The sequence below is a fragment of the Variovorax paradoxus genome, assembly GCF_009755665.1.
GTDB lineage: Bacteria > Pseudomonadota > Gammaproteobacteria > Burkholderiales > Burkholderiaceae_C > Variovorax > Variovorax paradoxus_G.
This window is the reverse complement of sequence record NZ_CP046622.1, coordinates 3250358-3272814: the sequence shown is the minus strand read 5'-3', so window position 1 is coordinate 3272814 and position 22457 is coordinate 3250358. Positions and strand designations below refer to the sequence as shown.

The 22457-nt window shown below is 66.9% G+C and carries 19 protein-coding genes; 13 read left to right on the top strand and 6 right to left on the bottom strand.

Annotated elements, in window-relative coordinates:
- Positions 1-17 precede the first annotated feature (17 nt).
- On the top strand, positions 18-494 hold the full coding sequence (locus GOQ09_RS15175) for an OsmC family protein (protein WP_157614250.1): 477 nt from the start codon (positions 18-20) through the stop codon (positions 492-494).
- A gap of 24 nt (positions 495-518) precedes the next feature.
- Here GOQ09_RS15175 and GOQ09_RS15170 read toward each other — a convergent pair whose 3' ends face one another.
- The gene (locus GOQ09_RS15170) at positions 519-1433 is read right to left on the bottom strand and encodes a LysR family transcriptional regulator (RefSeq protein ID WP_157614248.1); all 915 of its coding nucleotides are present in this window, start codon (positions 1431-1433) and stop codon (positions 519-521) included.
- Between the two features lie 183 nt (positions 1434-1616).
- Here GOQ09_RS15170 and GOQ09_RS15165 point away from each other — a divergent pair, with 183 nt between their 5' ends.
- The 10 genes from GOQ09_RS15165 (at position 1617) to GOQ09_RS15120 (ending at position 14537) form a co-directional block, all read left to right on the top strand.
- Positions 1617-2498, top strand: a complete 882-nt coding sequence (locus GOQ09_RS15165; RefSeq protein WP_157614246.1) for an alpha/beta hydrolase — start codon at positions 1617-1619, stop codon at positions 2496-2498.
- A 151-nt stretch (positions 2499-2649) separates the two neighbouring features.
- The gene (locus GOQ09_RS15160) at positions 2650-3900 is read left to right on the top strand and encodes an efflux RND transporter periplasmic adaptor subunit (RefSeq protein WP_157614244.1); all 1251 of its coding nucleotides are present in this window, start codon (positions 2650-2652) and stop codon (positions 3898-3900) included.
- 40 nt (positions 3901-3940) lie between these two features.
- On the top strand, positions 3941-7216 hold the full coding sequence (locus GOQ09_RS15155) for an efflux RND transporter permease subunit (protein WP_157614242.1): 3276 nt from the start codon (positions 3941-3943) through the stop codon (positions 7214-7216).
- Between the two features lie 18 nt (positions 7217-7234).
- Positions 7235-8734: an efflux transporter outer membrane subunit gene (locus GOQ09_RS15150; protein WP_157614241.1), complete on the top strand. Its 1500-nt coding sequence runs from the start codon at positions 7235-7237 to the stop codon at positions 8732-8734.
- Positions 8735-8814: 80 nt separating this feature from the next.
- Positions 8815-10254, top strand: coding sequence for a cobyric acid synthase (locus tag GOQ09_RS15145; RefSeq protein ID WP_157614239.1), 1440 nt, complete (start codon positions 8815-8817; stop codon positions 10252-10254).
- Entirely contained in the window at positions 10251-11297 is a 1047-nt protein-coding gene (cobT, locus tag GOQ09_RS15140) for a nicotinate-nucleotide--dimethylbenzimidazole phosphoribosyltransferase (protein ID WP_157614237.1), read from the top strand. Before GOQ09_RS15145 ends, cobT begins: the two co-directional genes overlap by 4 nt.
- A 5-nt stretch (positions 11298-11302) precedes the next feature.
- Positions 11303-12097: an adenosylcobinamide-GDP ribazoletransferase gene (locus GOQ09_RS15135; RefSeq protein ID WP_157614235.1), complete on the top strand. Its 795-nt coding sequence runs from the start codon at positions 11303-11305 to the stop codon at positions 12095-12097.
- Positions 12094-12645, top strand: coding sequence for a histidine phosphatase family protein (locus GOQ09_RS15130; protein ID WP_157614233.1), 552 nt, complete (start codon positions 12094-12096; stop codon positions 12643-12645). Before GOQ09_RS15135 ends, GOQ09_RS15130 begins: the two co-directional genes overlap by 4 nt.
- Before the next feature lie 43 nt (positions 12646-12688).
- Positions 12689-13591 (top strand): helix-turn-helix domain-containing protein, encoded by a 903-nt coding sequence (locus GOQ09_RS15125; protein WP_157614231.1) that lies wholly within the window; start codon positions 12689-12691, stop codon positions 13589-13591.
- 49 nt (positions 13592-13640) lie between these two features.
- Positions 13641-14537 carry an SDR family NAD(P)-dependent oxidoreductase gene (locus GOQ09_RS15120; RefSeq protein WP_157614229.1) on the top strand — a complete coding sequence of 299 codons (897 nt, stop codon included), beginning with the start codon at positions 13641-13643 and terminating at the stop codon, positions 14535-14537.
- Between the two features lie 18 nt (positions 14538-14555).
- On the opposite strand, the gene nth is transcribed toward GOQ09_RS15120, so the two are convergent.
- Positions 14556-15203 carry an endonuclease III gene (nth, locus tag GOQ09_RS15115; RefSeq protein WP_157614227.1) on the bottom strand — a complete coding sequence of 216 codons (648 nt, stop codon included), beginning with the start codon at positions 15201-15203 and terminating at the stop codon, positions 14556-14558.
- A 141-nt stretch (positions 15204-15344) separates the two neighbouring features.
- Between nth and GOQ09_RS15110 the strand changes: the two genes are divergently transcribed.
- Complete coding sequence (locus GOQ09_RS15110) at positions 15345-16532, top strand: PLP-dependent aminotransferase family protein (protein ID WP_157614225.1); 1188 nt, start codon at positions 15345-15347, stop codon at positions 16530-16532.
- 4 nt (positions 16533-16536) lie between these two features.
- Here the strand turns inward: GOQ09_RS15110 and GOQ09_RS15105 are convergent, their stop codons facing one another.
- Positions 16537-16764, bottom strand: a complete 228-nt coding sequence (locus GOQ09_RS15105) for a hypothetical protein (RefSeq protein ID WP_157614223.1) — start codon at positions 16762-16764, stop codon at positions 16537-16539.
- Between the two features lie 61 nt (positions 16765-16825).
- Between GOQ09_RS15105 and GOQ09_RS15100 the strand changes: the two genes are divergently transcribed.
- Entirely contained in the window at positions 16826-17149 is a 324-nt protein-coding gene (locus GOQ09_RS15100; protein ID WP_157614222.1) for a DUF6172 family protein, read from the top strand.
- Between the two features lie 8 nt (positions 17150-17157).
- Here GOQ09_RS15100 and GOQ09_RS15095 read toward each other — a convergent pair whose 3' ends face one another.
- Genes GOQ09_RS15095 through mfd form a run of 3 tightly spaced genes read right to left on the bottom strand, consistent with a single transcriptional unit; the run spans position 17158 to position 22411 of the window.
- Positions 17158-18225, bottom strand: coding sequence for an Ldh family oxidoreductase (locus GOQ09_RS15095; protein ID WP_157614220.1), 1068 nt, complete (start codon positions 18223-18225; stop codon positions 17158-17160).
- Entirely contained in the window at positions 18222-18932 is a 711-nt protein-coding gene (serB, locus tag GOQ09_RS15090) for a phosphoserine phosphatase SerB (protein ID WP_157614218.1), read from the bottom strand. The genes GOQ09_RS15095 and serB overlap by 4 nt, the downstream gene beginning before the upstream one ends.
- The gene (gene mfd / locus GOQ09_RS15085) at positions 18929-22411 is read right to left on the bottom strand and encodes a transcription-repair coupling factor (protein ID WP_157614217.1); all 3483 of its coding nucleotides are present in this window, start codon (positions 22409-22411) and stop codon (positions 18929-18931) included. Before mfd ends, serB begins: the two co-directional genes overlap by 4 nt.
- Positions 22412-22457 lie beyond the last annotated feature (46 nt).

Below are 22457 nucleotides of genomic sequence, written 5' to 3'. Positions count from 1 at the left end.
ACGTTGGAGCGCACGGCATGGCCCAGTACACCGCAGAGATCCTCTGGCAGCGAGGCGACCAGGACTTTCTCGGCAACAACTACAGCAGAAGGCATTCAATGCGCTTCGACGGCGGCGCGGAAGTGCCGGGTTCCTCGTCGCCGCACGTGGTGCCGTTGCCGTTTTCGGATGCGGCGGCGGTCGATCCCGAAGAAGCCTTCGTCGCTTCGCTCTCGAGCTGCCACATGCTGTGGTTTCTCACCATGGCGGTGAAGCGCAAGTTCACCGTCGATCGCTATTTCGACGCGGCAAGCGGCATCATGGAAAAGAACGCCGAAGGCAAGCTCGCGATGACGGTGGTCACGCTTCGGCCGGAGGTCAGGTTCTGCGGCGACAACCTGCCTACGCGCGAGCAGATCGAACACATGCACCACCGGGCGCATGAGGAATGCTTCATCGCCAACTCGGTGAAGACAGACGTGCGCTGCGAGCCGGTGTTCGGCCCGGCCGAGTAAAGCCGGGCGGGCCGCAAGAACGGCTCAGCGCCGCTGCAGCCGCGGGTTCTTCGCAAACAGCTCGGCCGCCCAGTCGACGAACGCCCGCACCTTCGCGCTCAGGTGACGGTTAGGCGGATAGACCACATGAATGGGCAGCGGGTCGCGGTTCCAGTCGGGCAGCACCTCGATCAGTTCGCCGCTCTCCAGCAGCGGCTCGGCCATGAACGTGATGCACTGCGAAATGCCGAAGCCGCCGAGCACCGCCGCCATGTGGGCATTGCTCTCGTTCACCGAAACGCGGTAGGGCCCGTTGAGCTCGATGGTCTCGTCGCCCTTCTTGAACTCGTGCGGGTAGACGCGCCGCGTGCTGCCCGAAAAGTAGCTCACCACGTGGTGCCGCTTCTCGATGTCGTTGGGGTGCTGCGGAGCGCCGTAGCGCTTGATGTAGGCGGGCGATGCCACCGTCACGAAGTGCAGGGTGCCGATGCGCCGCGCCACCAGCGACTGGTCGCTCAGCTCGCCGGCCCGGATCACGCAGTCCACGTTGTCGGTGATGAGGTCGACCGTGCGGTCGCTCACCCCCAGGTCGACCTGGATCTCGGGATAGCGGTCGCAGAAGGTGGCCAGCGCGGGCAGGATGATCAGCCGCGCCACCGAGGTGCCCACGTCGATGCGCAGCCGCCCCGTGGGGTTGGCCTGAGCATTGGTCATGCTGGCTTCGATGTCGTCGAAGTCGTTCAGGAGGCGCGCCGCGCGCTCGTAGTAGGCGGCGCCGTCGGGCGTCACGGTCACGCGCCGCGTGGTGCGGTTGAGGAGTTTCACCCGCAGGCGCGATTCCAGCGCCTGGATCTGCTTGGTGACCGTTCCCTTTGGCAGGGCGAGCGAATCCGCGGCCCGGGTGAAGGTGCCTGCTTCCACCACGCGGACAAAGATCCGCATTGCCTGGATTTGATCCATTGATGACTGTTCCTGGGAACCCGGCCGCTGCCGAGGGGGAGCGGATTCTCACACAAGGTGACAATCCCTATCGTTTCCCGGATTGTTCGCCGTTTGGAAACAGAGTAGGGGCAGGTTGCCTGTTTAACACCACACTGGCCGCCTTATATTTCGACTATCGCCAATCCTCCTGAGGTTGCCTCCATGTCACCCCGTCCGTCGTCCCGCTCTGCCGAAGCCGCTGCTCTTGCCGCGGCGCAAGGCGTGGAAGCCGATCTTTCGATCGAGCTGCCCGGCCGCGCGCCGGTCGATGCCCGGGTCTACGGGCAACGCCCGCGCGGCGAAACGGTGCCGCTGGTGCTGCATTTCCACGGCGGCACCTTCGTTTGCGGCAACTTGGACAACGGGCGCAACGTGGCCCGGCTGCTGGCAGGAGCCGGTGCGGTGGTGGTGTCGGTGGCCTACCCGCTGGCACCCGAATCGCCGTTCCCCGAACCCATCGAAGTGGGCTATGCGGCGCTCGAGTGGCTCTACAAGCAGCGCGTCAAGCTCGGCGGCAAGGGTGCCCGGGTGTACCTGGCCGGCGAAGAAGCCGGTGGCAACCTGGCCGCCGGGGTGGCGCTGATCGCCCGCGACCGGGCGCATCCACCGCTGGCGGGGCAGATTCTTCTGTCGCCCATGCTCGACCCTTGCGCGGGCACCGCGTCGCTGCGCAAGGCAACGAACGATGAGGCCGAATGCCGCTGGGCCAAGGGCTGGGAAAAGTACCTGAGCTGCCCCTCCAACGCGACCCATCCCTACGCAGTGCCGAGCGGATCGCTCCGGCTCGGAGCCCTGGCACCCGCGCTGGTGCTGGTGGGCCCTGACGACGCCATGCGCGACGAGGCGCTGACTTTTGCCGGCCGCCTGCGCGCAGCCGGCATCGACGTGACGAGCAGCGTGCTGCCCGGCGCCGCCAACTGGCCCAAGGCCCTGTACGACCCCGAGCCCTCGGGCTGCAAGGCCTGTGAAGCCAGCGTGCAGCAGCACTTCCGCGAATTTTTCAGTGCCACCACGCCGCCCCCGGTAGCACCCAAGCCCAGCTAGGTGGGCCGGTCGCGGCAGCCCTGCCGAACGTCGCGACGCCTTTCCTCGGCCCACCGGTAACCCCGGTCATTTTCGAATTCCGCCTCCTGGTGCCAAAAGCGCCGGGGTGGCCTGTTGCATCCCAAAAAGTCATCGAGAAGGACGAACCATCATGTCGAACAATAAGCAAAAACTGTCTTCCGTCGCCCGCAAGGGCCTGTGGCCCACTGTGACCGGGCTCACCGCACTGCTGGCTGTGGCTGCGGCCGTGCTTGGCATGCACAGCTTCAAGGCGGAGGCCACGGCACCCGCCGCGGCGCAACAGGGCACCCCGGTGTCCGTGGCCACCGTGGCCGAGAGCGAAATCAACGCCTGGGACGAGTTCTCGGGCCGGCTCGAAGCCGTGCAGCGCGTCGATGTGCGCTCCCGCGTGGCGGGCGCCGTGCAGGCGGTGCACTTCCGCGAAGGCGCGCTGGTGAAGCAGGGTGACCTGCTGATCACCATCGACCCCGCGCCGTACGCCGCCGAAGTGGAGCGTGCCGAAGCCCAGGTGGCGTCCGCCCAGGCCCGCCAGGCATTCAGCCGCAGCGAGCAGGAGCGTGCCAAGCGCCTGTGGGACCAGCAGGCCATTGCCCAGCGCGAATATGACGAGCGCGTGAACGCCAGCCGCGAAGCCGATGCCAACCTGCGCGCCGCGCAAGCGACGCTGCAGTCTGCACGCCTCAACCTGGGCTACACGCAAGTGCGCGCGCCCGTGTCGGGCCGCATCGGCAAGCTCGAGGTGACCCAGGGCAACCTGGTGGCTGCCGGCCCCGGCGCGCCGGTGCTGACCACGCTGGTGTCGGTGAGCCCGATCTACGCGAGCTTCGATGCCGACGAGCAGGTGATCACCCGCGCCCTGAAAGACCTGCCGAGCGGCGCCAGCGCACGCGGCCAGATCGAGAGCATTCCCGTGCAGATGGGCACCTCGGGCTTCGACGGCACGCCCTTCATCGGCAAGCTGCAGCTGATCGACAACCAGGTCGATGCCCGCAGCGGCACCGTGCGTGTGCGCGCCTCGTTCGACAACAAGGACGGCGCGCTCATTCCGGGCCAGTTCGCCCGCATCCGCATGGGCCAGGCACGCAACGACGCCGCACTGCTGGTGAGCGAACGCGCCATCGGCACCGACCAGAACAAGAAGTTCGTGATGGTGGTGGGCGAAGACAACAAGGCCATGTACCGCGAAGTGACGCTGGGCGCATCGGTCAACGGGCTGCGCGTGGTGAGCAAGGGCCTGAAGGCCGGCGAACGCGTGGTGGTCAACGGCCTGCAGCACATCCGCCCCGGCGCACTGGTGGTGCCGCAGAACGTGACGATGGACGCCAAGGCCGACACCAAGCAACAACAACCGGAACGCGTCGCGGAAGCCGCGAAGTCCTGAACTCGGAGGGGAGCGCATTTGCGCTCGCCGGAGAAACAACATGAATCTCTCTAAATTCTTCATCGACCGGCCGATCTTTGCCGGCGTGCTGTCGCTATTGATATTGATAGCCGGCCTGATCGCGCTGCGCGGGTTGCCGATTTCGGAATACCCCGAAGTCGCGCCGCCTTCGGTGGTGGTGCGTGCCCAGTACCCGGGCGCCAACCCCAAGGTGATTGCCGAAACCGTTGCGACGCCGCTCGAAGAGCAGATCAACGGCGTGGAAGGCATGCTTTACATGGGCAGCCAGGCCACCACCGACGGCGTGATGACGCTGACGGTGACCTTCCGCCTCGGCACCGACCCCGACAAGGCCCAGCAGCTGGTGCAGAACCGCGTCTCGCAAGCCGAGCCGCGCCTGCCCGAAGAAGTGCGCCGCCTCGGTATCACGACCGTCAAGAGCGCACCCGACCTGACGATGGTGGTTCACCTCGTTTCGCCGAACAACCGCTACGACATCAACTACCTGCGCAACTACGCGGTGCTGAACGTGAAGGACCCGCTTGCGCGCATCGAAGGCGTGGGCCAGGTGCAGATCTTCGGCGGCGGCGACTATTCGATGCGCGTGTGGCTCGACCCGCAGAAGGTCGCGCAGCGCGGCCTCTCGGCCAGCGACGTGGTGGCTGCGATCCGCGGCCAGAACGTGCAGGCCGCGGCCGGCGTGGTCGGCGCTTCGCCGGGCCTCTCTGGCGTGGACATGCAGCTCTCGATCAATGCGCAAGGGCGCCTGCAGAGCGAAGAAGAGTTCGGCGACATCATCGTGAAGAGCGGCACCGACGGCGCCGTGACCCGCCTGCGCGACATTGGCCGCTTGGAAATGGGCGCTGCCGACTACTCGCTGCGTTCGCTCTTGAACAACGACCCGGCCGTGGGCATGGGCGTGTTCCAGGCGCCGGGCTCCAACGCGCTCGACATCTCGTCCAACGTTCGCAAGACGATGGCCGAGCTCAACAAGAACATGCCTGAAGGCTTGGAATACCGCATTGCGTATGACCCGACGCAGTTCGTGCGCGCATCGATCGAATCGGTGATCCACACGCTGCTCGAAGCCATCCTGCTGGTGGTGCTGGTCGTGATCCTGTTCCTGCAGACCTGGCGCGCTTCCATCATTCCGCTCCTGGCGGTGCCGGTGTCGGTGATCGGTACCTTTGCGGTGCTGCACGTCCTCGGTTTCTCGATCAATGCGCTGAGCCTGTTCGGGCTGGTGCTGGCCATCGGTATCGTGGTGGACGACGCCATCGTGGTGGTGGAAAACGTCGAGCGCAATATCGAGGCGGGGCTGACGCCGCGCGAAGCCACGTACCGCGCAATGCGCGAAGTGTCCGGGCCCATCATCGCGATTGCGCTGGTGCTGGTGGCCGTGTTCGTTCCGCTGGCTTTCATCAGCGGTCTCACGGGCCAGTTCTACAAGCAGTTCGCGGTGACCATCGCGATCTCGACGGTGATCTCGGCCATCAACTCGCTCACGCTGTCGCCGGCTCTCGCGGCACTGCTGCTGCGCGGCCATGACCAACCGAAGGACGCGCTGACGCGCGGCATGGACAAGGCTTTCGGCTGGCTGTTCCGCGGCTTCAACAAGCTCTTCAGCCGCGGCTCGGAAGCCTACAGCGGCGGCGTCAAGAGCGTGATTTCGCGCAAGACGCTGATGCTGGTGATCTACCTCGCGCTGGTTGGCGTGACCTTCGGCCTCTTCAAGGCGGTGCCCAGCGGCTTCGTGCCGGCGCAGGACAAGCAATACCTGATCGGCTTTGCCCAGCTGCCGGATGGTGCCACGCTCGACCGCACCGACGAAGTGATCCAGCGCATGGGCGAGATCATGAAGAAGAACCCGAACGTGGAAGACGCCATCGCGTTCCCGGGCCTGTCGATCAACGGCTTCACCAACAGCTCGAACTCGGGCATCGTGTTTGCCACGCTCAAGCCCTTTGACCAGCGCAAGCGCGCCGACCAGAGCGGCGGTGCGGTGGCCGGCCAACTCAACGGTGCCTTTGACAGCATCCAGGACGCGTTCATCGTGATGTTCCCGCCGCCGCCGGTGGCGGGCCTGGGCACCACGGGCGGCTTCAAGCTGCAGCTGGAAGACCGCGCCTCGGTCGGCTACGACCAGATGGACGCCGCAGTGAAGGCCTTCATGGCCAAGGCGTATGCAGCGCCCGAGCTCACGGGCATGTTCACGAGCTGGCAGGTCAACGTGCCGCAGCTGTATGCGGACATCGACCGCACCAAGGCCCGCCAGCTCGGCGTGCCGGTGACGGACATCTTCGACACCATGCAGATCTACCTCGGTAGCCTGTACGCGAACGACTTCAACAAGTTCGGCCGCACGTACAGCGTGCGTGTGCAGGCCGATGCGCCTTACCGCGCCCGTGCCGAAGACGTGGGCATGCTGAAGGTGCGCTCGACCTCGGGCGAAATGGTGCCGCTCTCGGCGCTGATGAAGGTGAATTCGACCTTTGGCCCGGAACGCGCCATGCGCTACAACGGCTACCTGGCAGCCGACATCAACGGCGGCCCGGCTCCCGGTTATTCGTCCGGCCAGGCGCAGGACGCGATCACCAAGATTGCGGCCGAGACGCTGCCCAAGGGCGTGACCTTCGAGTGGACCGAGTTGACCTACCAGGAAATCCTGGCCGGCAACTCCGCCTTCCTGGTGTTCCCGCTGGCGATCCTGCTGGTGTTCCTGGTGCTGGCCGCGCAGTACGAAAGCCTGACGCTGCCCATCGCGATCATCTTGATCGTGCCAATGGGCATCCTGGCTGCGATGACGGGCGTGTGGATATCGGGGGGTGACAACAACGTCTTCACGCAGATCGGGTTGATCGTGCTGGTGGGGCTGAGTGCGAAGAACGCGATCCTGATCGTGGAGTTTGCACGCGAGCTCGAGTTTGCCGGTCGCACGCCCGTCCAGGCTGCGATCGAAGCCAGCCGTCTGCGCCTGCGCCCGATTCTCATGACCTCGCTGGCCTTCGTGATGGGCGTGCTGCCTCTTGTGCTGTCGACCGGCGCTGGCTCTGAAATGCGCAAGGCCATGGGCGTGGCGGTGTTCGCCGGGATGATCGGCGTGACGGCTTTCGGCCTGTTCCTGACGCCGGTGTTCTATGTGCTGATGCGCCGCCTGGCGGGCAACCGCGCGCTCAAGCTGCACGGCGACGTGCCGCACGGGGAAGACTTTGCCCACCCGGCTGCACCGGCACCGTCGTCCCACGGTGGTTCGGGCGGTGGCGGGCTGCACCCGCTGCCTGCCGCGCCGCGCCCTTCGCACGGCTCGCATGACTGATCGAGAAGAAAGCTCATCATGAAATTCTCAGTACAACCTTGGGTCAAGCCGCTTCGCACCGCCTTGCTGCCGCTGGTGGCAGCCCTGGCGCTGGCCGGCTGCGCGACCGTGCCCTCCGGCGTGCCGGAGATCCAGACCACCGCCCAGTTCAAGGAGCAGGGCGCGGCCCCGCCCGCGGGCTGGACGCGTGCGGTGCCGTCCGAAGCGCAGGCCCGCGGCGCCTGGTGGCTGGCCTTCAACGACCCGGTGCTCAATGCGCTGGTCGAAAAGGCCGACGTCAACAACAACAACATCCAGGCCGCCGCGGCCCGGCTTGCGGAAGCTCGCGCCCTGGCGCGCAGCGCCCAGGCCGACCGCCTGCCGCAGATCGGCCTGGGCGCCGGCGCCAATCGCGGCGCGGGCCTCGACAAGGCCACGGCCAGCACCCGGCCGGCCACGATGACCAACATCGGCGCCACGTTCTCGTACGAGGTCGACCTGTTCGGCCGGCTCTCGGGCGCGAGCAATGCGGCCAAGCTCGATGCGGCCAGCCGCGAAGCGCTGCTGCAAAGCACGCGCCTTGCCGTGCAGGCCGAGGTGGCGCAGACCTACCTGCAACTGCGTGCGCTCGACGCCGAGCGCGCCCTGGTGCGCGAGCAGGTCGAGGCCTACCGCGACACGCTGCGCCTGACGCAGCGCCGCCAACAGGCCGGCGACATCGCCGAGCTCGACGTGGCACGCGTGCAGACCGAGGTGTCGTCGACCGAGTCGGATGCGCTCGCGCTCGACCGCCAGCGTGCGCAGGTCGAGCATGCGCTTGCGGTGCTGGTGGGCGATTCGGCCTCGAGCTTCGGCCTGCGTACCGACGAGTGGGCCACCGCGCTGCCATCGGTGCCGCCGGGCGTGCCGGCCACGGTGCTCACGCGCCGCCCGGACGTCTCGGCCGCGCAGAACGCCGTGCTCGCGGCGCAGGCTCGCGTGGGCGTGGCACAGGCCGCCTGGTTCCCGGACATCTCGCTGACCGGCGCCGCCGGCTATGCATCGCCCGAAATCGGCGACCTGTTCAAGTGGTCGGCCCGCTCGTGGGGCGTGGGCGCGCTGCTCTCGCTGCCAATCTTCGACGGCGGCCGCCGCGAAGCCGGTGTGCAGGGCGCCAACGCACAGCTAGACGGCGCGCTGGCCAACTACCGCAGCCAGGTGCTGGTGGCGTTCCAGGAGGTGGAAGACCAACTCTCCGCCATCCGCATCCTGCAGGAGCAGTCGACCGTGCAGGCGCAGGCCGTCACTTCGGCCCAGCGCGCGACCAGCCTGTCGGACACGCGCTACCGCAATGGCTACATCAGCCAGCTCGACCTGCTCGACGCCCGCCGCAGCGAACTGCGCAACCGGCGCCAGGCGCTGCAGGTGAAGTCGGCGCAGTACCAGGCGGCCGTGGGGCTGATCCGCGCCATCGGCGGCGGGTGGGAAGTGCCTGCCGCCACTGCGCAGGCGCAGCCTCAGCCCGGCGCGCCGGGTGCGGTACAGACCGCGGCACGCTGAAACACCAAAGGGGCGCAAGCCCCTTTTTCTTTGCCCCTCTACGGTTCGGGGGACGTGCGGCGACAACCGACAATAGCCGCATGACAACCCGATGCGTGATGGTTCTGGGCACGACAAGTGGCGCCGGCAAGAGCTGGCTGGTCACTGCGCTGTGCCGCTGGTATGCGCGGCAGGGCCTCAAGGTGGCGCCTTTCAAGGCGCAGAACATGAGCAACAACGCCCGCGTGGTGGATGGCGGCGAAATCGGCAGCGCGCAATACTTTCAGGCGCTGGCGGCGCGCGCCGTGCCGCACGTGCGCATGAACCCGCTGCTGCTCAAACCCGAGCGCGACACCCACAGCCAGGTGGTGCTGATGGGGCAGGTGAACCAAGAACTCACGGCCATGCCCTGGCGCGGACGCAGCGAGCGCGTGTGGCCGCAAATTGCTTCGGCATTCGACGAACTGCGCGCCGACAACGACGTGGTGGTGATCGAAGGCGCCGGCTCGCCGGCCGAGATCAACCTGATGGCCAGCGACATCGTCAACCTGCGCGTGGCCCGCCATGCGGATGCCCGCTGCCTGCTGGTGACAGACATCGACCGTGGCGGCGCCTTTGCGCATCTCTACGGCACCTGGGCATTGATGCCCGAAAGCGACCGCGCGTTGCTGCGCGGCTTCGTGCTCAACAAATTCCGGGGCGATGCCTCCCTGCTGGCCCCGGCGCCGCAGCAGCTGCAGGCGCTGACCGGCGTTCCCACCGTGGCCACGCTGCCCATGTGGTGGCAGCACGGCCTGCCGGAGGAAGACGGCGTGTTCGACGACCGGAGCCGCTCGAACGGCTTCGTCACGCGTACCGTGGCGGTGGTGGCGTATCCGCGCATCAGCAATCTGGACGAGTTCCAGCCGCTCAAGAACGTGACCGGCGTTCGCCTGGTCTGGGCGCGCACGCCGGCCGACATGGCCGGCGCCGACTGGATTGTTCTGCCCGGCTCCAAGCACACCAGCGGCGACCTGGCATGGCTGCGCGCGCAGGGGCTGGACCGCGCCATTGCCGCGCACGCCGCCGCCGGGGGCGCCGTGCTGGGTGTTTGCGGCGGCTTGCAGATGCTGGGCGAGGCGCTGGTCGATCCGCACGGCATCGACGGCAATGCGCCCGGCTTGGGGCTGCTGCCGCTTGTCACCGTGTTCGAGCGCGAGAAAACCGTGCGCCACCGGGCTGCCGTCTTCGGTGAACTGGGCGGCCAATGGGCTGCGCTTTCGAACGTGCCGGTGGCGGGCTACGAAATTCACCACGGCAATACAGCGATACACCCGCAAATGGCGCAGGACGGCCATGCCGTGATGCCCGAAGGCCTGGCCTGGCAAAACGCGCGCGGCAATGTGCTGGGCCTTTACCTGCACGGCTTGTTCGAGGATGCGGCCGTGTTGCACGCGCTTTTCGGCGCCGCGGCGCCCACGCTCGATTCGACCTTCGACGGCCTGGCCGATTTCATCGACACCCACTTCGAGGCCGGCGTACTGCAAGGCCTGATCGCATGACCGACAAGAACATCATTCCTTCCATCTCCGACATTCGCGATGATGCACTTGCAGCACGGCTGCAGGGCGCGCTCGACAACAAGACCAAACCGCTCGGCGCGCTCGGCCGCCTCGAAGGACTGGCCCTGCGTATCGGGCTGATCCTGGGCAGCGAAACGCCCGTGCTCGAAGCGCCGCAGATGCTGGTGTGCGCGGGCGACCACGGCCTGGCGGCGCGCGGTGTCTCCGCGTTTCCGAGCGATGTGACCTGGCAGATGGTCGAAAACTTTCTTGCAGGTGGCGCGGCCGTGAGCGTGCTGGCGCGCCAGCACGGGCTCGCGCTGACGGTGGTCGATTGCGGCGTGCGGCGCGACTTCCAGGCGCGCCCGGGGCTGGTGTCGCGACGCATCGCCGCAGGCACCGCCGATGCATCGGCCGGCCCCGCGATGACGCCGGAGCAATGCGCGCAAGCCATTGCCAATGGCCGAGAGGTGGTGCGCGCGCTCCCCGGCAATGCTTTGCTGCTCGGCGAAATGGGCATCGGCAACAGCTCGGCGGCGGCCATGCTGCTTGCGCGCCTGGCGGGTCTCGACATCGATGCCTGCACCGGCGCGGGCACGGGGCTCGACGCCGACGGGCTGGCGCGCAAGCGCACGGTGTTGCGCGAAGTGCTGGCCCTGCATGCATCGGCCGTCGCGCCGCTGGATGCATTGGCTGCGTTCGGCGGCTTCGAACTTGCCACCTTGGTCGGCGCGGTGCTGCAGGCGGCAGAAGAGCGCCGCGTGATCGTTGTCGATGGATTCATTGCGAGTGCGGCGGTGCTGGTGGCAGGGGCACTGCAGCCGCATGTGGTGCAGCGGTGCGTGGCGGCGCACAGCTCGGCGGAACCGGGGCATGCGCTGTTGTTGAAGCACATGGGGCTGGAGCCGTTGCTGAATCTCGACTTGCGCCTGGGCGAAGGCTCTGGCGGCGCGCTGGCCTGGCCGCTGCTCGAATCGGCCTGCCGCATCCTGCGCGAAATGGCGAGCTTCGAGGCGGCGGGCGTGTCGCGCAAGGACGGCTGAATTCGATGAACGGCGTTCGCCACTACCTGCTGGCACTGCAATTCTTCACGCGGGTGCCGGTGACTGGGCGGCTCGCTGGGTGGGTCGGGTTCAGCCCGCAGATGCTGCGCGCGAGCGCGGCGCATTTTCCGGGCGTAGGCTGGCTCGTGGGTGTCGTAGGTGCGGCTGTTTTCGTCTTGGCGCTGCAGGGCCTCCCGGGCCCATCCGGTGCACTGGCAGCGGCGCTGCTGAGCATGGTGGCAACCGTGCTGCTCACCGGCGCCTTTCATGAAGACGGGCTCGCCGACGTGGCCGACGGGTTGGGCGGATCGGTCGACCGCAACCGCGCGCTCGAGATCATGAAGGACTCGCGGATTGGTGCATTCGGCGCCATTGCGCTGGTGCTGGCACTCGGTTTGAAGGCTGCGCTGCTTGCTTCGCTGGCAGGGCAGGGCCTGCAAGCAGTGGCAGCCGCCATCGTCGGTGCGCATGTGCTGTCACGGCTGGCGCCGCTGTTTTTGATTCGCTGGTTGCCGTATGTGGGTGATGCCGGCGCGAGCAAGGCCAAGCCGCTGGCCGATGCAATTGGCGGCGGCGCCTTGCTGGTCGGCGTGCTCTGGTCGGTTCCGGCCCTTGCGCTGGTGCTGGTGACTCACGGCCCAGGAAGAACGATCGCCATGGCGATGTCATGCGCTCTTGCCGCGTTGGTCATGGCGCGCATGTTCCGGCGCCGGCTGCAAGGCTTCACCGGCGACGGGCTCGGCGCTACGCAGCAGGTGTGCGAGCTTGCGCTCTATCTTGCACTGGCGTGGCAGGCATGAAGCTGTGGCTGGTGCGCCATGCGCAAACCGACGCCGCGCCGGGCCTTTGCTATGGCGTCACGGATGTCGGCGTGCCGATGGAGGCGACGCTGGCGGTTGCGCGCGCCGTGGTGTCCCGCATTCCCGCGGGCATCGCACTGGTCCATTCGCCTTTGCGGCGTTGTGCCGAGCTGGCAGCCGCCATCGGCACGCTGCGCCCGGACCTTGCCATGCGGGCGGACGAGCGCCTGGCCGAAATGGACTTCGGCGCCTGGGAAGGCCGGCCGTGGGCATCCATCACCAGTGCCGACTTCGATGCATGGACCGGCAATTTCGCCGACGGTCTTCCGGGCGAGTACGGCGAAAGCACGGCCAGCTTCATGCAGCGCACCGGCGCTGCTTTCGACGAGTGGCGGGCGTCGGGCCAGGACGCGGTGTGGGTCACGCATGCGGGCGTGATGCGCGCCGTGCAACTGCTGCATGGCGGCGTGCGGCGCGTGGAGGCCGCCGCGCAATGGCCGTCGGCACCCATTGACTATGGGGCGTGCCTGCTGATCGAATGCGGGTGACGGGCGGCAGCGTCCGCGCCATTCCATTGCCCCCATTCGCGCCATGCCCGCACCGCCTTCCCACGAGCGCCTGTACGTTCGCCTCGACGAGGACCCCTTGCACGGTCCCGAGGCCGCGATGCCTGTGGGCTCATTGCAGGCCTTTCCGGTCGCGGCGCCGCTGCGCGCGCATGTCGCGCACATCCTGCTCTATCGCGAAGCGCTGCCTGACGGGCGCGAAGTGCTCGAGCGCGTGCTGCCCGACGGCGCGGTGCGACTGGTCTTCAATCTTGGCGACGCACCCTCGGCGGGTGAGGGCGCCGGGCAGCCCGTCGAGGCCATTGGCGCTTCGGCCGCACCGGCGCTGGTGCGGTTGCGCGGCAGGGTCGAGGGGCTGTCGGTCACGCTGCGCCCGGGCGCGTCGGCGGCGCTGCTCGGCATGCCGGCCGGCGAGATTGCCGGCACCGCGGTGCACCTCGATCAACTCTGGCGGGGCCAGGGCGCCGAACTGCGCGAACGCATGGCAGCCGCGCCCGACGACTCCTCGCGCGTTGCGGTGCTCTGCGCCATGCTCGGGCAGCGGCTGGCGCGGGCCGATGCGGCTCTGCACCCGGCCGCCCCTATGGCCGCAACAAGGGCGGCGCAGCTGATCGCGGAATCGGGCGGTCGGCAGTCGCTGCGCGATGTAGCCGCGGCGGTCGGCGTCGGCGAGCGCCGTTTGCAGCAATTGTTCCAGCAACAGGTGGGCCTCTCGCCGCGCACGTGGGGCAGGCTCGCGCGGCTGCATGCATGCCTGCGCGCCTTGCGGCAGCCACGGCCTTGCATGCCCGGCTGGGCGGAGCTGGCGCTCGATGGCGGCTTCTACGATCAGTCGCACCTCGTCAACGAGTTCAAGGCGCTGAGCGGCCTTACACCGACGGAGTTTCTCGGCCGCGCGATTTCGGTTTCTTCCAATACAGCGGCGTGACGCGGCGGTACCTTCGGGCTTCGAACTCGGAGAAAAAGGAAAGAACTCGATGCAAGACGAAGAAGTCAAGAAGCCGCTGACGGGCCGCGTGGCCGTGGTGACCGGCGCCAGCCGGGGCGCCGGCCGCGGCATTGCCCTGGAACTGGGCGCGGCGGGGGCGACCGTGTACGTGACCGGCCGCAGCACGCGCGCGCAGCCGGCCGAAAGCTATGGGCGCATCCTCGGGCTCTCGGAACTTGAAGCCCTGCCGGGCAGCATCGACGAGACGGCCGACGAACTCACGCGCATGGGCGGCCACGGCATTGCGGTGCGCTGCGACCACACGCAGGAAGACGAAGTGGCAAGCCTCTTCGCGCGTGTGCAGCGCGAGCAGGGCCGCCTCGATCTGCTGGTGAACAACGCCTGGGGCGGACATGAGACCTTCGACGGCGTTTTCGAGGCGGCGTTCTGGGAACACCCGCTTTCCAGCTGGGACTCGATGTTCGACCGCGGCGTGCGCAACCACCTGCTCGCGAGCCGGTTCGCGGCGCCGCTCATGGTGGCGCAGAAGAGCGGGCTGATCGCGATCACCAGCTTCTGGGACCGGGGCAAATACCTGCGGGGCAACCTGTTCTACGACCTCGCCAAGTCGGCGATGAACCGCTTGGCCTTCGGCATGGCCGAGGAGCTGCGCCCGCACGGCGTGGCGTCGCTCGCGCTTTCTCCGGGCTGGATGCGAACCGAGTTCGTGCTGGCTGGGCACAAGACCGACGAGGCGCATTGGCATGAACGCCCCGCGCTCGCAAGAACCGAGTCGCCGCGCTATCTCGGCCGCGCTGTTGCCGCGCTGGCGGGTGATGCGGGGGTGATGCAGAAAAGCGGCGGCGTGCACCGCGTGGCTGACCTGGCGCGTGAATACGGCTTTACCGACATCGACGGCCGTCAGCCTGAAGCGTTCGAGCTTTAGCCTGGAAGAGAGCCGGCGTCAGGCCGACTTGGGCCGCGGCGTCTTCGGCTTGTAGTCGCAGTAGGGCGCCACCGCGCATTCCCAGCACTTCGGCGTGCGTGCCACGCAGATGTAGCGGCCGTGCAAGATGAGCCAGTGGTGCGCATGCAGGCGAAACTCGAAAGGCACGCGCTTCTCCAGCTTGAGCTCCACCTCGAGCGGCGTCTTGCCCGGCGCAAGCCCGGTGCGGTTGCTGACGCGAAAGATGTGCGTGTCCACGGCGATCGTCGCCTCGCCGAATGCCACGTTGAGCACCACGTTGGCGGTCTTGCGCCCGACGCCCGGCAGCGCTTCGAGCTCCGCGCGCGTGCGCGGCACTTCACCGCCGTGCTGCTCCACAAGAATGCGGCAAGTCTCGATCAGGTGCTTGGCCTTGCTGCGGTAGAGCCCGATGGTCTTGATGTATTCCTCGAGCCCCTCCACGCCCAGCCTCAGGATGGCTTGCGGCGTGTTCGCTACCGGAAAAAGCTTGCGCGTGGCCTTGTTCACGCCCACGTCGGTGGCCTGCGCCGACAGCAGCACGGCGGCCAGCAGCTCGAAGGGCGTGGCGTATTCGAGCTCGGTTTCTGGGGTGGGGTTGGCCGCCTGCAGGGTGGCGAAGAAGAGGGGAATATTGTCTTTTTTCATGGGGTCTGGAAGCGCCGCGCTCGCCTGCGGTACGGTGGCAGGAGGCGATAGTTGCAATATATCGTTGAAAGCCGATGGGCTTACGCAGCTTTATTGCCTGCGGGTTTCGCCACAATAGCGCTTCAGAAAGTGAGACTTCCCATGCAATTCGCTTCCCGCCTCGACAACGTCGAAACCTCCGCAATCCGCGAACTCTTCAAGCTGCTTGGCAAGCCCGGCATCATCAGCTTTGCGGGCGGATTTCCCGACAGCGCCATGTTCGACGTCGAGGGCCTGAAGGAGGCGAGCCAGAAGGCGCTGACCGAAGAACCCGGCGGCGCGCTGCAATACGGCGCCACCGAAGGCTACGAGCCGCTGCGCACGCAGCTCAGCGCCTTCATGAAGACCAAGGGTGTCGACGTGGACCCGAGCGGGCTCATCGTCACCACCGGCAGCCAGCAGGCGCTCGATCTGCTGGGCAAGACCATGATTTCGCCCGGCGACAAGGTGATCGTCGAAGGCCCGACTTTCCTGGCCACCATCCAGTGTTTTCGGCTGTACGGCGCGCAGCTCATCAGCGCGCCCATCGACGCCAACGGCGTGAAGACCGACGAGCTCGAAAAGCTGATTGCCGAGCACAAGCCCAAGTTCGTCTACCTGATTCCCACCTTCGGCAATCCGAGCGGCGCCATGCTGAGCCTGGAGCGCCGCAAGAAGGTGCTCGAGCTGGCCGTCAAGTACCAGACGCTGATCGTCGAGGACGACCCGTACGGCGATCTCTACTTTGGTGAGGCACCGCCGCCGTCGATCATGGCGCTCAGCAAGGATGTGCCGGGCAGCCGCGAGTTGCTCGCGCATTGCGGCAGCCTGAGCAAGGTGCTGAGCCCGGGCCTTCGCATCGGCTGGATGATCGCGCCCGCCGAGCTGCTGGCCAAGGCCACGATGTGCAAACAGTTCAGCGATGCGCACACCAGCACCTTCTCGCAAGCCACGGCCGCGCAATACCTCAAGAGCGGCCGCATGCCGGCCACGCTGGCGCATGTGCGCGAGGTGTACGGCCAGCGGGCGCAGGCGATGGGTGCGGCGCTGGAGCGCGAGTTGGGTGACGCGGTGAGCTTTAGCCAGCCGCAGGGCGGCTTGTTCTTCTGGGCCCGCCTCACGGGTGCCAACGGCAAGCTGGCCGATGCAAGCGAATTGGCCAAGCGCGCCATCGAGCAGCTGGTGGCCTTTGTGCCTGGTGCGCCGTTCTATGCCGAGAAGCCCGACCTGGCCACGCTGCGGTTGAGCTTTGCGACGGCGGATGTGGCGAAGATCGAAGAGGGCGTGAAGCGCCTCGGCCAGGCGCTGTAGGTCTTCAGGGCGAGCGGTGCAGCCGCGGCGCTGCCAGTAGCGCCAGGTTGTCCTCGATGGCCGCATCCACATTGGGATAGCGGCCTTTCATCTTCGACAGCGTCATGATGGTCTGGAGCGCCTTCAGGTCCTTGACCGAAGGCGCGACCTTGATTTGCGCGATGGCCGCCGATGCGTTGCCGCCGTTGACCAATGCCATTACCTTGCTTGCCCAGTCGTTTGCGCGCGCCATGTCTTTACCTGCTTTCCATTGAACCGCCGACTGTACACAGCGCGGCGCGTTACGATCACCCATGAGAAAAACCTTTCAGCTTCAGGTCGAGGGCAAGCACCCCGACCGCCTCCTCGAAGCCATCAAGCACGAGATTCGCAAGTACATCAAGCGTGAGCGTCGCCGCGTTTTGCCCGAGGGCGCGGACTTCTGGGACTTCGACTGCAAGTTCGGCGCCTCGGCCGAAACCGCCGAAGCCGTGCACCTTTCGGCGATCACGGGCCTGATCGACGGCGTCGTCAAGGAGGCCGGCAAGCAGTTCTACGTCGAGATACTGGCCAAGCCGGGCAAGCGTACGCCGCGGCCCGCCGGCGCGCAGTCGGAAGAGCCGCCCGAAGAAATCTAGGCCTCTTTTCAGATCAGCGCCTGCGCGAGCTGCAGCCCGTAGCGCTGTTCCGCATCCTGCAGCGCACGCGCAATCGAGGGGTGCAGCCGCACCCCGCTTTTCGATTGGGTTTCACGGCGCTTCAAGCCGCCTTCCCCGGGCAGGCGCACCGGTTTCGCCGGATCGATGGGCACGTTGTTGCGGCACTGGGCCGCCACGTGGTCCATCTGGCGCAAGAAAGCTTCCTTGCCGCCGAACGCATGCAGGTCGTGCAGCGTGATGTGCACCGTCGCACCCCAACCCTCGGGCGGATCGGCCCGGCCATGGCCTGCGAGGCCGGCGGTCAGCGTTTCGACCAACAGTGCCATTCCATAACCCTTGTGGCCGTGGCTCAGTCCGCCTACCGGCAGCAGCGTGCCGGGCGGCTGGTCGAACAGCACCTGCGGGTTGTTCGTAGGCTTGCCGGAAGCGTCGATCAGCCATTCTTCGGCAAAAGTCTCGCCGGCCGCGCGCTTGCGGTTGCTCATGCCGTTGGTGGTGATGGAAGCCGAAATGTCGACCATCACGCCGCCTTGCGACAGTGGAAAACCCATGGCCAGCGGATTGGGTGTGAACACCGCGTGCGTGCCGCCGAAGGGCGCAACGCTGGCCGTATTGGGATCGGAGCAGGCGAGCAGCATCAGCATGTCTTCCTGCAGCGCGCGCAGCATGTAGACGGCAAGGCAGGCGATGTGATGGCTGCGGCGGATCACGAGCGAGGCGGTGCCGAGCTCGCGGGCACGCGGGAGCAACATGTCCATGCCCTGGTCCATGAGCCAGGGGCCGGGCAGGCGCTTGCCGTCCCACAGCACGGCGGCAGGCCGGTCGGACAGAACCTCCGGCGCGCCGCTTGGCGTCATGCCGCCGGATTCGATCTCTTTCACATAGCCGGCCAACAGGGCGAGCCCGTGCGTGTCGTGGCCCAGCAGGTCGCCTTCGACCAGGGTGCGGGCGACGCTGTCGGCCATCGAGGCGTCGAGGCCGGCCTTCTGCAGCAAGGCGCTGCCGTAGTCCCTGAGTGCGTCTGCACTGTAGAGCGGTGCGGTTGGGTCAGTCATTTAAGGATCTCCAGCACTCTGTCGAGGCCGCCCTCGTTGATGGCCACCATGGCCTGCTCGCGCACCTTCGGCTTGGCGTGGTAGGCCACCGAGAGGCCGGCTTCGCCCATCATCGGCAGGTCGTTGGCGCCGTCGCCCACGGCGATGGTCTCTTGCGGCGAAATGCCCAGGAGCGACGCGACTTCGAGCAGCGTGCGGCGCTTCTCGGCGCCGTCGCAGATGTCGCCCCAGCTTTGCTGCACCACCTCGCCGGTGAGTTGGCCATTGGCTTCGTCGAGCAGGTTGGAACGCGCAAAGTCGATGCGAAGGCGGTCTTTCACCCGGTTGGCAAAGAACGTGAAGCCGCCCGACACCAGCAGCACCTTGAGCCCGGCCGCCTTGCAGGCCGCGACAAGTTCGGCTGCGCCCGGGTTGAGCTTCAGCCGCTGGTCATACACCTGCTGCAGCGCCTCGACCGGCACACCCTTCAAGAGCGCCACGCGGCGCCGAAGGCTTTCCTTGAAGTCCTTGATCTCGCCGCGCATCGTGGCTTCGGTAATCGCTGCCACTTCGGCCTTCTTGCCCACTGCATCGGCGATCTCGTCGATGCACTCGATGTTGATCAGCGTCGAATCCATGTCGAACGCAATCAGCTTGAAGTCGGCGAGCTTCAGCGGCGGCTTCACGCGCTGGATGACGAGGCCGGGAGAGAATTCTGTAGCGCTCATGCGGGGGCGGTTTCCTTGACGATGGGTTGGCCGAGGCTGCGCAGCACGTCGCGCACCATCTGCGCGCGGTCCTTCGGCTCTTTCAGTTCGCGCTCGATGCGCAGCTTTTCGTTGCCGGCAAGCTTGATGTGCTTGTTCTTCTGGATCAGGTGGATGATGGCCATCGAGTCGACCGGCGGGTCTTTCTTGAAGGTGATGTGGATCACGCCCGGCGCCGCATCGACCTTGACCACGCCGTACGGCCGCGCCAGCACGCGCAGCCGGTGGGTGTCGATGAGCGTTTGCGCCTGCGGCGGCAGCTTGCCGAAGCGGTCGACGATTTCTTCCAGCAGCGTGTCGATCTGCTCTGGCGTCTTGGCGGTGGCCAGCTTCTTGTAGAAAGAGAGGCGCAGGTGCACGTCGCCGCAGTAGTCGTCGGGCAAGAGGGCGGGTGCGTGCAGGTTGATCTCGGTGGTGACCGAAAGCGGCGACAGCAGGTCGGGCTCTTGTCCGGCCTTCAGCGCGCGCACGGCTTCGCCCAGCATCTCGTTGTAGAGCTGGAAGCCGATCTCCATCATGTTGCCGCTCTGGTTCTCGCCCAGCACCTCGCCGGTGCCGCGAATCTCCAGGTCGTGCATGGCCAGGTAGAAGCCCGAGCCCAGTTCTTCCATCTGCTGGATCGCGTCGAGCCGCTGCGCCGCCTGCTTGGTCAGGCCCTCGGTGTCCGGCACCATGAGGTAAGCATAGGCCTGATGATGCGAGCGCCCGACGCGGCCGCGCAGCTGATGCAGCTGCGCCAGGCCGAACTTGTCGGCGCGGCTCATCACGATGGTGTTGGCGGTCGGCACGTCGATGCCCGTTTCGATGATGGTCGAGCACAGCAGCAGGTTGTAGCGCTGCGCCACGAAGTCGCGCATCACGCGTTCCAGCTCGCGCTCGGGCATTTGGCCGTGGGCCACGGCAATGCGGGCCTCGGGCAATATCTCTTCGAGCTTCTGGCGGCGGTTCTCGATGGTCTCGACCTCGTTGTGCAGGAAGTACACCTGCCCGCCGCGCTTCAGTTCGCGCAGCACGGCTTCGCGGATCACGCCGGTGCCCTCGTTGCGCACGAAGGTCTTGATGGCCAGGCGCCGCTGCGGCGCGGTGGCAATCACGCTCAGGTCGCGCAGTCCTTCGAGCGCCATGCCCAGCGTGCGCGGAATCGGCGTGGCGGTGAGGGTGAGCACGTCGACCTCGGCGCGCATCGCCTTCATTGCCTCCTTGTGGCGCACGCCGAAGCGGTGCTCCTCGTCGATGATGAGCAGGCCCAGGTTCTTGAACTTGACCGATTGCGAAAGCAGCTTGTGCGTGCCGACCACGATGTCGACCGTGCCTTCTGCAATGCCTTTGGCCGCCGCAGTGATTTCCTTTGCCGAACGGAAGCGGCTCATTTCCGCCACCTTGACCGGCCACTTGGCGAAGCGGTCGACCAGCGTCTGGTAGTGCTGCTCGGCCAGCAGCGTGGTGGGCGCGAGAAACGCCACCTGCTTGCCGCCGGTGATGGCGATGAAGGCGGCGCGCAGCGCCACTTCGGTCTTGCCGAAACCCACGTCGCCGCAGACCAGGCGGTCCATCGGCTGCGGCGAGATCATGTCTTGCACCACGGCATGGATCGCGGCCTTCTGGTCGGCTGTTTCCTGAAAGCCGAAGTCGTTGGCGAACACCTCGTAGTCGGCGGCCGAATAGCGGAAGGCGTGGCCTTGCCGTGCGGCGCGGCGTGCGTAGATGTTGAGCAGTTCGGCGGCGGAGTCGCGCACCTGTTCGGCGGCCTTGCGCTTGGCCTTTTCCCACTGGCCGGAGCCCAGCTTGTGCAGCGGGGCTTCGTCGGCGCTCACGCCGGTGTAGCGGCTGATCTGGTGCAGCTGCGAAACGGGCACGTAGAGCGTGGCCTTGTCGGCGTATTCCAGGTGCAGCATTTCCTGCAGCAGCGGCTTGCCTTCGGCATCCACGCCCTGGCCCAGGTCCATGTGGATGAGGCCGCGGTAGCGGCCGATGCCGTGGGCCGTGTGGACCACCGGGTCGCCGACGTTCAGCTCGGACAGGTCCTTGATCAGCGCCTCGACGTCGCTGACCTGTTCCTGCTTCTTGTTGCGGCGGCGGGTGGTGGGCGCGGTCGCGAAGAGCTCGGTTTCGGTGACGAGGTCGATGCCCTGTTCGCGCCACGCGAAGCCAGAGGCCAGCGCGGCGGTGGCGATGCCGATCTTCTCGTCGGTCGAGGCCTCGAACTCGGCCAGCGAGTCGAAGGCCGGCGGGCTCACACCGCTCGCGCGAAGGAAGTCGAGCAGGCTTTCGCGCCGGCCTTCGCTTTCGGCAATCAGCAGCACCCGGTGCGGCGTTGCCTTGATGTGGGCCTTGAGGCCGACCAGCGGATCTTCGGCGCCGCGCACCACTGCGAACGGCGGAAGCCGGTCGAATTCCGCATACGGCGTTTCGGCGGCGATGTCGCCTCGAATGGCGAGCTGCGCATGCGGCTTGGCGCGTTGGTAGAACTGCTCGGCATTGAGAAACAGCGCCTCGGGCGGCAGCGCCGGCCGCTCGGGGTCGCCGCGCACCAGGCGGTAGCGCTCGTTGGTGTCTTGCCAGAAATGCTGGAACGCGGGTTCGAGATCGCCGTGCAGCACCACGGTGGCGTCGGGCCCGAAGTAGTCGAACACCGTGGCCGTCTCGTCGAAGAACAGCGGCAGGTAGTACTCGATGCCAGCGGTGGCCACGCCGTTGCCCATGTCCTTGTAGATGCGGCTCTTGGTCGGGTCGCCTTCGAGCAGTTCGCGCCAGCGGCTGCGAAAGCGTGCGCGGGCGTCGTCGTCCATCGGAAACTCACGGCCCGGCAGAAGGCGGACCTCGGGCACGGGGTAGAGGCTGCGCTGGGTGTCGGGGTCGAAGGTGCGGATCGAGTCGATCTCGTCGTCGAACAGGTCGACGCGGTAGGGCACGAGCGAGCCCATGGGAAACAGGTCGATCAGGCCGCCGCGCACCGCGTATTCGCCGGGGCTCACCACCTGCGTCACATGGCTGTATCCGGCGAGGGTGAGCTGGGCCTTGAGCTTCGATTCCTCGAGCTTCTGCTTGGCCTTGAAGTGAAAGGTGTAGCCGGCCAGGAAGGCGGGCGGCGCCAGCCGGTAGAGCGCGGTGGTGGCAGGCACCAGCACCACGTCGGCTTCTTTCTGGCTGATGCGCCAGAGCGTGGCGAGCCGCTCGCTGATCAGGTCCTGGTGGGGTGAAAAGCTGTCGTAGGGCAGCGTTTCCCAGTCGGGGAACAAGGCGCAGCGCAGATCCGGCGCAAAGAACGCCATTTCGTCGATCAGGCGCTGGGCGTCGTTCGCGTCCGCCGTGAACACCGCAGTGGCCCGGCCGGCGGCTTTTTCGCGCACGCCCAGTTGCGCCAGCAGCAGGGCGTCGGCCGATAGGGGAGGACGCGGCAGCGTGAATCGCTTGCCCGCCGTGAGGTGGGGGAGGTCCATGGAACGCTTCTGAAAATGCACGACACCCCGCGCCGGCTGGCGAGGG